Source organism: Avibacterium sp. 21-599 (assembly GCF_026226765.1).
Classification (GTDB): domain Bacteria; phylum Pseudomonadota; class Gammaproteobacteria; order Enterobacterales; family Pasteurellaceae; genus Avibacterium.
In genome coordinates this window covers 1150658-1163140 of sequence record NZ_JAKKOB010000001.1, presented here as the reverse complement: position 1 = coordinate 1163140, position 12483 = coordinate 1150658, and the positions used below count along the sequence as shown (strand labels likewise).

Here is a 12483-nt window from a genome sequence, read left to right as displayed (position 1 = left end):
AACACCAATGACACAACAATCTATTTTATTTATTGATCGAGACGGAACCTTAATTGATGAACCGAAAACAGACTTTCAAATTGATAGCCTAGAAAAATTAAAATTTGAAAAAAACGTTATCCCAGCCTTACTCAAATTAAAAAACAAATATCGCTTTGTTATGGTCAGTAACCAAGATGGTTTAGGTACTGCCTCTTTTCCACAGGCTGATTTTGATGCCCCTCATAATGCAATGATGACGTTGTTTAACTCGCAAGGTATTGAATTTGACGATGTGCTGATTTGTCCGCACAAGCCTGAAGATAACTGTGATTGCCGTAAGCCAAAAACCAAATTATTGCAAAAATATATCGACCGTGAATTATTTGACCCCGCCACCAGTTTTGTCATTGGCGATCGTGTAACCGATGTGCAATTGGCGGAAAATTTAGGCATTCGAGCCTTACAATATCATCCTGAAAAATTAAACTGGGATCTAATCAGTGAAAAATTATTAGGCGAACCTGTTACTAACATAGGAAACCGTCAGCCACGCTATGCTGAAGTAGAACGAAAAACGAAAGAAACAGAGATTAAAGTTCAAGTATGGCTAGACGAAACAGGACATAATGACATCAAAACAGGCGTGGGTTTTTTTGATCATATGCTTGATCAAATTGCCACGCACGGCGGTTTTAGAATGAATGTGTATTGCAAAGGCGACCTTTGGATTGATGAACATCACACGGTTGAGGATACCGCCCTTGCCTTAGGCACGGCACTGAAACAAGCCATTGGTGATAAACGTGGCATCGCCCGTTTTGGCTTCGTATTGCCAATGGATGAATGTCGAGCCGAATGTGCAATGGATCTTTCCGGTCGCCCATTTATTAAATTTAATGCACAATTTAAACGTGAAAAAGTTGGTGATTTCAGTACTGAAATGACGGAACATTTCTTCCAATCTATCGCATTTACCCTGTTAGCAACCTTGCATTTAAACGCTGAAGGCGATAATGATCACCATAAAATTGAAAGTTTGTTTAAAGTGTTTGGACGAACATTAAGACAAGCGATTAAAATTGAAGGGAATGAATTGCCGAGTAGTAAGGGGGTACTCTAATTCTTATGGGTAAAATCTGAAGGGAAATGACTATGCTAAGTAACACAACCATCATTACTGATATTAAACAAATCATCGCGCAATCTCGTGAAAATGCAGTGCGCGCGGTGGATTTCCAACGAGTGCAGATGTATTGGCACATTGGTAAACGTATTTTCGAGGAAGAACAGCAGGGGCAAGCCCGGGCGGATTATGGAACTTACTTAATTAAATATCTGGCAAAGCAGCTTGAACCAGAGTTTGGCAATACGTTTTCTTATCGTAACCTTAATTGGTATCGCCAATTCTATCGTACCTTTCCAATTGTGAACGCACTGCGTTCACAATTGAACTGGACACAATATCGCCTGCTTTTACGCATTAATGATCCTGATAAACGCGAATTTTACATTGCCGAAAGTATCAAGAATAATTGGAGTTCTCGTCAGTTAGAACGTCAAATTAATAGCAGTTTATATGAACGTTTACTGTTAAGTAATGACAAAGAAACCGTGCTTGCAGTGGCGAATAATCAGCTTATCCCTAATGATCCTAAACAGATTATTAAAGATCCTATGGTGTTGGAATTTCTCGGGCTGCAACGTGAAAGTGCCTATTATGAAAAAGATCTTGAACAAGCGATTATTACCCATTTACAGGAATTTTTGCTTGAATTAGGTAATGGTTTTTCTTTTGTTGCACGGCAGAAACGTTTACATCTTGAGGGGGATGATTTTTTCGTGGATCTCGTTTTATATAATCGCTTACTGCAATGTTTTGTGATTATCGAAATCAAAACCCATAAATTAACCCATCAGGATTTAGGACAGTTACAAATGTATGTCAATTATTTTGATCGTGTTGAAAAGCTGCCACGAGAAAATCCAACTATTGGAATTTTATTATGTGCAGATAAAAATGATAGCGTAGTGAAATTTTCCTTACCTGAAAATCAACAGCAAATTTTTGCTAGTCAATATCAACTTTATCTACCGTCGGAAGAATTATTGCTGACAGAAATACGCAAAGAAATTGAAAATTTTGAACAAAAACAACAAGAAAACTAGGATACTCAGAAAACAATGCAAACCATTACTATCATCAACACAGGCTGTGCTAATCTTTCTTCGGTGAAATTTGCGTTTGAGCGATTAGGCTATCAAGCGGATATTACCGATGATCTTGCCCAAATTCAGCGTGCTGAAAAGCTTATTTTACCGGGAGTGGGAACGGCATTAGCCGCAATGCAAAGTATGCAAGCCCGTCAATTAACCCACGTTTTAACTCAGCTTACGCAGCCGGTTTTAGGCATCTGTTTGGGAATGCAGCTAATGACAGATTATTCTACGGAAGGTGATGTGGAAACGCTGAAACTTATTCGCGGTAACACGCAATGTTTGCCAAATAAAGGGTTACCATTACCCCATATGGGCTGGAATAAGGTAAATTATCAGGATAATCACCCATTATTTAAAAACATTCCGCAAGACAGCTATTTTTATTTTGTGCATAGCTATGCCGTTTTGCCAAATGAAAATACGATTGCTACCTGCGATTATGGCGTGCCATTTTCTGCAGCGATTGCGAGAAAAAATTTCTATGGCGTGCAATTTCACCCTGAGCGCTCAGGCAAAGTAGGCGAACAATTATTGCGCAATTTTATGGAAAATCTGTAATGAACAAAATCCAAAGTGCGGTGAAAAATCTGCTCATTTTTGTCTTATTGTTTGGCGTTATCTCTCTCGCAATAGATTATTGGCGTCGTCCCAATGCCCCTGAAAATGCCTTGCAACAACCATTGATAACGTTGGCGGGAGAACGCATTCAGTTAGCCAAACTCAGTAAAGAAAAGCCCGTGCTACTTTACTTTTGGGGAAGTTGGTGCAGTATTTGTTCACTGACTTCACCAAGCATCGCAAGCCTTGCCAAGGAGGGCATACAAGTCATTAGCGTGGCGTTAAAATCGGGCGATGATCAGGCGGTACAAGCCTATTTACAACACCATCAATATGATTTTTTAACGATAAATGATCCACAAGGCGAGCTTTCCGCCCAATGGCAAATTCAGGTAACACCAAGTATTATCATTATTAAAAATGGTAAAATTGTGCATACCACCACAGGATTAAGTAGTCCTTGGGGCTTAAAATTACGTTTATGGCTTAGTTAATAAACCCAAAAGAGAAAATAACAATGAAAAAAACATCACAAATTATCCCCGCACTTGATCTCATTGACGGCAAAGTGGTGCGTTTATATCAAGGGGATTACGCGCAGCAAACACAATATAGCGATGACCCCATTGCTCAATTTCAGCATTATTTATCGCAAGGTGCGAAGCAGTTGCATTTGGTAGATTTAACGGGAGCGAAAGATCCAAGCAAACGTCAAACCAAGCTTATTGGTGAAATCATTGCGGCAACCCAAGCCAATATTCAAGTGGGAGGCGGTATCCGCACGGAGCAAGATGTGGCAGATTTACTCTCCGTCGGTGCTAATCGCGTGGTGATTGGTTCAACGGCAGTAAAACAACCTGAAATGGTGAAACAATGGTTCACTCAATATGGCGCAGAAAAATTTGTTCTTGCCTTAGATATTCATATTGTAGAGGGTAAAAAACGCATTGCCATTCACGGCTGGCAAGAAACTAGCCCACTTACTTTAGAACAAGTCATTGAGGAGTTCCATCAAGTGGGCTTACAACACGTCCTTTGTACGGATATTTCCCGTGATGGTACATTGCAAGGCTCCAATGTCGCCTTATACCAAGAAATTTGCGCCGCTTTCCCACAGATTGAATTTCAATCTTCTGGCGGTATTGGCTCACTGGCAGATATTGCCGCATTAAAAGGCACTGGCGTCTCAGGCGTGATTGTCGGGCGTGCATTATTAGAAGGAAAATTTAACCTAGCGGAGGCGATTCAATGTTGGCAAAACGGATAATTCCTTGTTTAGACGTGCGTGATGGACAGGTGGTAAAAGGTGTGCAATTTCGCAATCACGAAATTATTGGGGATATTGTTCCTTTGGCAAAACGCTATGCAGAAGAGGGGGCGGACGAACTGGTGTTTTACGACATCACGGCCTCATCAGACGGGCGCACAGTGGATAAAAGCTGGGTGGAACGGGTAGCGAAAGAAATCAATATTCCGTTTTGTGTCGCAGGAGGAATTAAAACCATTGCAGATGCGGAGCAAATTTTTACTTTTGGTGCGGATAAAATCTCAATAAATTCCCCCGCACTTGCTGATCCCACATTAATTACACGGTTAGCGGAGCGATTTGGTGTTCAGGCCATTGTGGTTGGTATTGATAGTTGGTTTGAGCAAGAAACCGGAAAATACTGGGTTAATCAATATACCGGCGATGAAAAACGTACACGCCAAACGAATTGGCAGTTATTAGATTGGGTCAAAGAAGTACAACAACGCGGAGCGGGGGAAATTGTGCTAAATATGATGAACCAAGACGGTGTACGTAATGGCTATGATTTAATGCAACTTAAAAAAGTGCGTGAAGTATGCAACGTGCCACTGATTGCCTCTGGCGGTGCTGGCGAAATGGTGCATTTCCGCGATGCCTTTATTGAAGCGAATGTGGACGGTGCATTGGCAGCAAGCGTGTTTCATAAGCGGATTATTGATATTGATGAATTAAAACGTTATTTACGCAATGAAAAAGTTGAAGTGAGAGGTGAGGAATAAAATGACAAATCAAGTATTAAAAGCCAAAATCAACTGGCAAAAAGTGGACGGCTTACTTCCGGTTATCGTGCAAAATGCGACGACTTGCGAAGTGCTAATGCTAGGCTATATGAACCCTGAAGCACTAGAAAAAACCCTTTCAGAAAAACAGGTTACCTTTTATTCTCGCACCAAGCAACGTCTTTGGACAAAAGGAGAAACTTCAGGGCATTTCCTTAATGTGGTGGATATGAGTTTGGATTGTGATAATGACACCCTATTAATTCTTGCCAATCCCATTGGCGAAACGTGTCATACTGGGGCGGAAAGTTGTTTTCATCAATTTGAAAAACAAGATGAGCCAGATTGGATCTTTTTTAGTAAATTAGAACGTTTAATTGCGAACCGCAAAGGGGCTGATCCTGAAAGTTCTTACACCGCCCATTTGTATTCACGCGGCACAAAACGCATCGCACAAAAAGTGGGGGAAGAAGGAGTGGAAACCGCACTGGCAGCAACAGTAAAAGATCGTGAGGAAACCATTTGCGAGGCAGCAGATTTAGCCTATCACTTAACCGTGTTACTGCAAGACGCGAATTTAAGCTGGGCAGATGTGATTGCGAAGCTGAAAGAACGGCATCAAAAATAAGTCTAAAAAATGGATTTTGCACACTACCGTCAATTACTCTCTCGCCCTGATTGGCAAACATCAGGGCATTTTGCCACACCTGAAATAGCGCAATGGATACAGCATCAAGGTTCGCTAACGCAGAAATTGCAACAAGCCTGCCAGCAACTTTCCGTGGAGGTCATTCATCAGGGCTGGCAAACAAATTCCTCGACAAAAACTTCCGAAAAAAGCATCGCACTTAATGATATCTGGCTACGTGAAGTATTGCTGAAAGGAGATGGCATCCCTTGGATTTTTGCACAAACACGCCTGCCTAAAGATACCGTTGATAACGTCGCACAATATGTATTGCAACTAGATAATGAACCTATTGGCCTGTGGTTATTCAAACAACCCATACAACGCACCTCTCTTTATTGGCGACAAGATCCTGAAACTGGCTTATATGCACGTTATTCAGATTTTGAGTTGAAAGGCTATGGATTACAGATTAAAGAATTGTTTTTACCTCGCTTTCTTTTTGGTGCTATCACAGATAACGACTAAATTCCTATTCAACGTTGAGATAGTTGGATAAGGAAAAGCCCTTTGTGTAATCCTAAAATTGAGTGGTTAGAGTTTTTATAAGGTATTGGCTTTTTTAATTTAAGTTGAAAAATAAAGCCTAAGACAAAAAGACTGCTATTATCTAGCTTAGATAGCTCTAATAAAAACAGAAATCCTTTTCTTTCATATAGCGTAAAAACCGATATTCAGGTACAATCGACCAGTTAAATTTTGTCAAATTTTAGAGTTTAGTTTATTTAGAATAATATGAAAAACATTCGTAACTTTTCAATCATTGCGCATATTGACCACGGGAAATCAACCCTTTCAGATCGTTTAATTCAGACCTGTGGGGGGCTGTCTGACCGTGAAATGGCAGAGCAAGTGTTAGATTCAATGGATTTAGAGCGTGAGCGTGGGATCACCATTAAAGCGCAAAGCGTCACACTCAATTATAAAGCGAAAGATGGCGAAACCTATCAGCTGAATTTTATTGATACGCCGGGACACGTGGATTTTTCTTACGAGGTATCGCGTTCTCTTGCGGCTTGTGAAGGCGCATTGTTAGTGGTTGATGCGGGACAAGGCGTGGAAGCCCAAACCTTGGCAAACTGTTATACCGCCATTGAAATGGATTTGGAAGTCGTGCCAATCCTCAATAAGATTGACTTGCCTGCGGCTGAGCCAGAGCGTGTTGCGGAAGAGATTGAAGATATTGTTGGTATTGATGCACTGGATGCGGTACGTTGTTCTGCCAAAACCGGGCAAGGCATTGAAGATGTACTAGAAGAAATCGTAAAAAAAATCCCCGCACCTGAAGGCGATCCTAATGCCCCACTACAAGCCTTAATTATTGATTCTTGGTTCGATAATTACCTTGGCGTGGTTTCTCTTGTACGTATTAAAAATGGTACCTTACGCAAAGGTGATAAGATTAAAGTGATGTCCACAGGGCAATCTTACAACGTAGATCGCTTAGGCATTTTCACCCCGAAACAAGTGGATACTCAAGTATTAAATTGTGGTGAAGTTGGTTGGGTTGTATGTGCGATTAAAGATATTTTAGGCGCGCCAGTAGGGGATACCTTAACCCTACATAATAATCCAGCAAGCACCGCGTTACCGGGCTTTAAAAAAGTCAAACCACAGGTTTATGCGGGCTTATTCCCAATTAGTTCAGATGATTATGAAGCATTCCGTGATGCCTTAGGTAAATTGAGCCTAAATGATGCCTCTCTATTCTATGAGCCAGAAAATTCTACCGCTCTGGGCTTTGGTTTCCGTTGCGGATTCTTAGGCTTATTGCATATGGAAATTATTCAAGAGCGTTTAGAACGTGAATATAATCTTGATTTAATTACCACTGCCCCAACAGTAGTGTATGAAGTGTTGCAAACCAATGGTGAAGTGATTTATGTGGATAGTCCATCAAAATTACCCCCACTTAATAATATTAGTGAAATTCGTGAGCCGATTGCAGAATGTAATATGCTCTTGCCACAAACTTATTTAGGTAATGTCATCACGCTCTGTGTTGAAAAACGAGGTGTGCAGACCAATATGGTCTATCACGGCAACCAAGTGGCGCTGACTTATGAAATCCCAATGGGAGAAGTGGTGCTTGATTTCTTTGATCGTCTTAAATCTACGTCTCGTGGCTATGCATCATTAGATTATGGTTTCAAACGTTTCCAAGCCTCAGAGATGGTACGTGTGGATATTATGATCAATGGTGAGCGTGTTGATGCCCTTGCTTTAATTGTACACAAAGATAACGCCCCTTATCGTGGTCGTGAATTGGTTGAAAAAATGCGTGAACTCATTCCACGTCAGCAATTTGATATTGCCATTCAAGCAGCTATTGGTAACCACATTATTGCGCGTTCAACGGTGAAACAATTACGTAAAAACGTCCTAGCTAAATGTTACGGTGGCGATGTCAGTCGTAAGAAAAAACTGTTGCAGAAACAAAAAGAAGGTAAAAAACGAATGAAGTCTTTAGGTAACGTTGAAGTGCCACAAGAAGCGTTTTTAGCTATCTTACACGTTGGTAAAGACTAATAAGGAAGCATTATGTCAAAATCAAATTTATTTTTTGTGCTACTTGTCGCAGTCGGTTATGGTATTTGGCGATATTTAGAACATTTAGCCTTACCGAATACGTTCACTATTGTACTTATTTTATTCACCGCTGTTTGCGGGATCTTATGGTGCTATTACCGTTTTGCTGTTTTACCAAAACGTCACCGCCAAATTACCCGTGCAGAGCAACGTAGTGGAAAACCTTTAACTGAGGAAGAAAAAGCCAGCATTGAACCGATTTCAGAAGGCGGTGAATTTTTAGCTTCACTTTTTCCAGTACTCGCATTTGTCTTAATTTTACGCTCTTTCTTATTTGAGCCATTCCAAATTCCATCAGGTTCTATGGAGCCGACTTTACGAGTTGGCGATTTTCTACTAGTAGAAAAATATGCTTACGGCATTAAAGATCCTGTTTTTCAAAACACCTTGATTGAAACAGGCAAACCGCAACGTGGTGATATTATCGTGTTTAAAGCCCCGCCAGAGCCGAGCGTAGATTACATTAAACGCATTGTTGGCATTCCTGGGGATCGCATTAAATATAATGAAGTCGATCGCCACATCACAATTACTTATGGCAAAGATGGCAAAGAATGTACAGAAAATTGCGTAACAAAAGAATTTACCTATAACGAACCGCAGCCCGATACAGATTTCAACATTATTATTGGGCAAGACCGTCAAGGTAAACCGATATATAGCGATATGCACCCATTGAAAGTAACCGAAACAGGCGATGTTACACATCAAATTCATTGGGATCCACAGCCACCGAATGCGACTTATTTATATCAAGGCTATGACAAGCAACAAAATTACATTACAGAATGGGTTGTGCCACAAGGCGAATATTTTGTAATGGGAGATAACCGTAATCACAGTGCAGACAGCCGTTTTTGGGGTTTTGTGCCAGAAAAAAATATTGTAGGCAAAGCAAAATATATTTGGTTAAGCCTTGATAAAAAACAAGGCGAATGGCCAACGGGTCTGCGTTTTGACAGAATGTTTAGCACAATTAAATAAAAAATTGAATAATCAACACAATGACAAAAAACTTAGATCGCTTACAGCGTAACATCGGCTATCAATTCCAAGATATCAATTGGCTCAAACAAGCACTGACTCACCGAAGTGCCGCAAAAAACCATAATGAACGCTTGGAATTTTTAGGTGATGCAATTTTGAACTACACTATCGCCAATGCTTTATATCAACAATTTCCTCAATGCAATGAAGGCGAACTCACACGTATGCGTGCAACCCTTGTGCGTGAACCAACGTTGGCTCAACTCGCCAAAGAATTTGAATTAGGCGAGTATATGCTATTAGGCTCTGGCGAGTTAAAAAGCGGCGGTTTTCGTCGAGCCTCTATCCTTGCTGATTGTATGGAAGCGATTATTGGCGCAATTTCACTCGATCGCGATCTTACCACAAGTACCGAAGTAACACATTTATGGTATCAACGGTTATTACGTGAGATTAAGCCGGGTGAAAATCAGAAAGATCCAAAAACTCGCTTACAAGAATATTTGCAAGCAGATCATCTGCCACTTCCTAGCTACAATGTCGTCAATATCAGAGGTGAAGCACATAATCAAACTTTCACCGTTGAATGCCGTGTGGAAAACGTAAAAAAAATTGACCGCACTTTTATTGGCGTTGGTTCTAGCCGTCGCAAAGCCGAACAAGCCGCCGCACAACAAATCTTAAAAATATTGGATATAAAATGACACAAACAACAGAACATCAGCACGAACATCCCACTTATTGTGGATTTATTGCTATCGTAGGGCGTCCAAACGTTGGAAAATCAACCTTATTGAATAAAATCTTAGGGCAAAAGATTTCCATTACTTCAAGAAAAGCACAAACAACACGTCATCGTATTGTGGGAATTCACACTGAAGGCGCTTATCAAGCTATCTATGTTGATACCCCCGGATTACATATTGAAGAAAAACGTGCAATTAACCGCTTAATGAACCGAGCAGCAAGCAGTGCAATTGGCGATGTGGATTTAATTATCTTTGTGGTAGATGGCACGCACTGGAACGACGATGATGAAATGGTATTGAATAAACTTCGCCGAGCTAAAGCGCCAGTGGTGTTAGCGATAAACAAAATTGACAACATCAAAGATAAAGAGGCCTTGCTGCCTTTCATTACAGAAATCAGCCAAAAATTTGACTTTAAAGCCATTATTCCTATTTCTGCACAACGTGGCAATAACGTACAAGAACTAGAGAAAATTGTACGCCAATCATTACGTCAAGGAGTTCATCACTTCCCTGAAGATTACGTTACCGACCGTTCGCAACGCTTTATGGCATCAGAAATCATTCGTGAAAAATTAATGCGTTTTATGGGCGAAGAACTCCCTTATTCGGTTACGGTAGAAATTGAACAATTCAAAACAAATGAACGTGGCACTTATGAAATCAATGGACTCATCCTCGTTGAGCGAGAAGGTCAGAAAAAAATGGTGATTGGAAATAAGGGACAAAAAATCAAAGTCATTGGCACAGAAGCGCGTGCTGATATGGAACGTTTATTTGACAACAAAGTGCATCTAGAACTTTGGGTGAAAGTAAAATCCGGCTGGGCTGATGATGAAAGAGCATTGCGTAGTCTAGGATATATGGAAGAGTAAGGCTATTTTTATTTAAGTAAAAAGCACCGCACTTTATACATTAAGGAAAAAGAAAGTGCGGTATTTTTTGACACAAATAGTTACGTGCGTTACTATTACGCAGTTTATTTTCTACTAATCAATTGTTTTATGCCACTCTCTTTTTCGGATCAAGAAATGTTGATTCGCCAATCGGCGAAGAATAATCCTGCAATGCCAGTAGAACAAATTCTTTTGGCTCGTTTACTTTTGCATAATAGTAGTCGTTATGTGGAAAAACGAAATCAGTTGCTTAAAAAATATCAGCTCAATGATACCCTTTTTATGGCATTAGTTGTGCTATATTGCCAGCCCAGCTATGCTTTACAACCCAGTCAATTAAGTGAAATTTTTGGTTATTCAAAAACCAATGCAACACGTATTGCTGATGAATTAGTAAAGCGTGCGTGGTTAGCACGCACGGAAGTACAAGGGGATCGGCGTGGCTTTTTATTAACCCTTACGCCGCAAGGAATACAATTTTTAGAACAACTTTTGCCCAATCAATGGAAGCAAGTGGATCAACTTTTTTCTGTGTTAGATGAACAAGAGCAGCAACAATTAAAAAAATTATTACTTAAACTGCTAACCAGTTTAGAAAATCTTTAATAGGTGAAGTCAATGACAGAACAAACTGAAAATAAAAAACCGGTATTAAGTAAAAATGCGAAACGTAAAAAAGCACTGGGATATTTTATTACTATACTACTTCTCATCGCGATAATTACCAGCGTTTATTGGTTTTTCTTTGTAAGAAATTACGAGGAAACAGAAGACGCTTATGTGTCAGGTAACCAAGTGATAATTTCGTCCCAAGTGAACGGCAACGTAAGCAAAATTAACGTAGATAATATGGATTTTGTCCATACGGGTGACGTTCTTCTTGAGCTTGATGATACGGATCTCAAATTGCACTTTCAGCAAGCCCAAGATAATTTAGCCAGTAGTGTGCGTCAAATTGAGCAGTTAGGTTTTACGGTGAAGCAATTGCAATCCATTTTAGATGCAAAAAGCACCGCACTTAATAAAGCAAAAGGCGATTTACAACGCCGTGAGCAGTTAGCTAAAACAGGATCTATTGATAAGGAAACCTTACAACACGCCAAAGACGCGGTGAATATTGCACAAGCGGATCTACAAGCTACGCAGAACCAATTAGCGGCGAATCAAGCCTTATTAGGGAATTTGCCGTTACGCGAGCAACCAGCGGTGAAGAATGCCGTGAGTGCCTTAACCCTCGCCTGGTTGAATTTACAACGTAGCAAAATTGTTAGCCCTGTTGATGGCTATGTTGCACGTCGTAATGTGCAAGTGGGGCAAAAAGTGGCAGTAGGTAGCCCTTTAATGGCAGTGGTATCCAATCAAACAATGTGGGTTGATGCGAATTTTAAGGAAACCCAACTGCGTAAAATGCGGATTGGTCAGCCGGTAAAATTAGTCTTCGATTTATATGGCGATGACGTAAAATTTGATGGCACCGTGAGTGGGATAGAAATGGGAACAGGCAGTGCTTTTTCGCTTCTTCCTGCTCAAAATGCCACAGGTAACTGGATTAAAGTGGTACAGCGTGTGCCAGTGCGGATTGATTTAGATCCTGACCAAATGAAAAAATATCCATTACGGCTTGGGCTTTCTGCCACAGTGGAAGTGAATGTGGCGGATACGCGCGGTAAGGTGTTGCGCGAACCTCGTGCAAGCGAAGTGTTGTATCAAACGCAGGCATTAGATTATGACCTAAGTCCTGTAAATACATTAGCAGAACAAATTATTCAAGCTAATGCAGGTGAATAAT

14 protein-coding genes are annotated in these 12483 nt (G+C 40.5%); all 14 read left to right on the top strand.

All coding sequences use genetic code 11. The features are described 5' to 3' along the window. Positions 1 to 7: 7 nt before the first annotated feature. The 14 genes from hisB (at position 8) to L5B83_RS05695 (ending at position 12482) form a co-directional block, all read left to right on the top strand. A complete protein-coding gene (gene hisB / locus L5B83_RS05760; protein ID WP_265777843.1) occupies positions 8 to 1102 on the top strand; it encodes a bifunctional histidinol-phosphatase/imidazoleglycerol-phosphate dehydratase HisB in 1095 nt (364 codons plus the stop codon). A 32-nt stretch (positions 1103 to 1134) separates the two neighbouring features. After that, complete coding sequence (locus L5B83_RS05755; RefSeq protein ID WP_265777842.1) at positions 1135 to 2148, top strand: PDDEXK nuclease domain-containing protein; 1014 nt, start codon at positions 1135 to 1137, stop codon at positions 2146 to 2148. A gap of 15 nt (positions 2149 to 2163) precedes the next feature. After that, positions 2164 to 2757, top strand: coding sequence for an imidazole glycerol phosphate synthase subunit HisH (gene hisH, locus L5B83_RS05750; RefSeq protein ID WP_265777841.1), 594 nt, complete (start codon positions 2164 to 2166; stop codon positions 2755 to 2757). Beyond that, positions 2757 to 3251, top strand: a complete 495-nt coding sequence (locus L5B83_RS05745) for a protein disulfide oxidoreductase (RefSeq protein WP_265777840.1) — start codon at positions 2757 to 2759, stop codon at positions 3249 to 3251. The genes hisH and L5B83_RS05745 overlap by 1 nt, the downstream gene beginning before the upstream one ends. 23 nt (positions 3252 to 3274) lie before the next feature. Continuing rightward, a complete protein-coding gene (gene hisA, locus L5B83_RS05740; RefSeq protein ID WP_265777839.1) occupies positions 3275 to 4024 on the top strand; it encodes a 1-(5-phosphoribosyl)-5-[(5-phosphoribosylamino)methylideneamino]imidazole-4-carboxamide isomerase in 750 nt (249 codons plus the stop codon). Continuing rightward, positions 4006 to 4785 carry an imidazole glycerol phosphate synthase subunit HisF gene (gene hisF / locus L5B83_RS05735; protein ID WP_265777838.1) on the top strand — a complete coding sequence of 260 codons (780 nt, stop codon included), beginning with the start codon at positions 4006 to 4008 and terminating at the stop codon, positions 4783 to 4785. The genes hisA and hisF overlap by 19 nt, the downstream gene beginning before the upstream one ends. A 1-nt stretch (position 4786) precedes the next feature. Continuing rightward, entirely contained in the window at positions 4787 to 5413 is a 627-nt protein-coding gene (hisIE, locus tag L5B83_RS05730) for a bifunctional phosphoribosyl-AMP cyclohydrolase/phosphoribosyl-ATP diphosphatase HisIE (RefSeq protein WP_265777837.1), read from the top strand. A 9-nt stretch (positions 5414 to 5422) separates the two neighbouring features. Next, a complete protein-coding gene (locus L5B83_RS05725; protein ID WP_265777836.1) occupies positions 5423 to 5941 on the top strand; it encodes a chorismate--pyruvate lyase family protein in 519 nt (172 codons plus the stop codon). A 267-nt stretch (positions 5942 to 6208) separates the two neighbouring features. Next, positions 6209 to 8002, top strand: a complete 1794-nt coding sequence (gene lepA, locus L5B83_RS05720; protein ID WP_250350760.1) for a translation elongation factor 4 — start codon at positions 6209 to 6211, stop codon at positions 8000 to 8002. Positions 8003 to 8014: 12 nt separating this feature from the next. Beyond that, positions 8015 to 9046 carry a signal peptidase I gene (gene lepB / locus L5B83_RS05715; RefSeq protein WP_250350761.1) on the top strand — a complete coding sequence of 344 codons (1032 nt, stop codon included), beginning with the start codon at positions 8015 to 8017 and terminating at the stop codon, positions 9044 to 9046. 20 nt (positions 9047 to 9066) lie between these two features. Beyond that, complete coding sequence (rnc, locus tag L5B83_RS05710; protein WP_265777835.1) at positions 9067 to 9753, top strand: ribonuclease III; 687 nt, start codon at positions 9067 to 9069, stop codon at positions 9751 to 9753. Beyond that, positions 9750 to 10673 (top strand): GTPase Era, encoded by a 924-nt coding sequence (era, locus tag L5B83_RS05705; protein ID WP_250350763.1) that lies wholly within the window; start codon positions 9750 to 9752, stop codon positions 10671 to 10673. Before rnc ends, era begins: the two co-directional genes overlap by 4 nt. 129 nt (positions 10674 to 10802) lie before the next feature. Then, entirely contained in the window at positions 10803 to 11300 is a 498-nt protein-coding gene (gene mprA / locus L5B83_RS05700; protein WP_265748353.1) for a transcriptional repressor MprA, read from the top strand. A gap of 12 nt (positions 11301 to 11312) precedes the next feature. Then, the gene (locus tag L5B83_RS05695; protein ID WP_265777834.1) at positions 11313 to 12482 is read left to right on the top strand and encodes an EmrA/EmrK family multidrug efflux transporter periplasmic adaptor subunit; all 1170 of its coding nucleotides are present in this window, start codon (positions 11313 to 11315) and stop codon (positions 12480 to 12482) included. Position 12483: the final 1 nt, after the last annotated feature.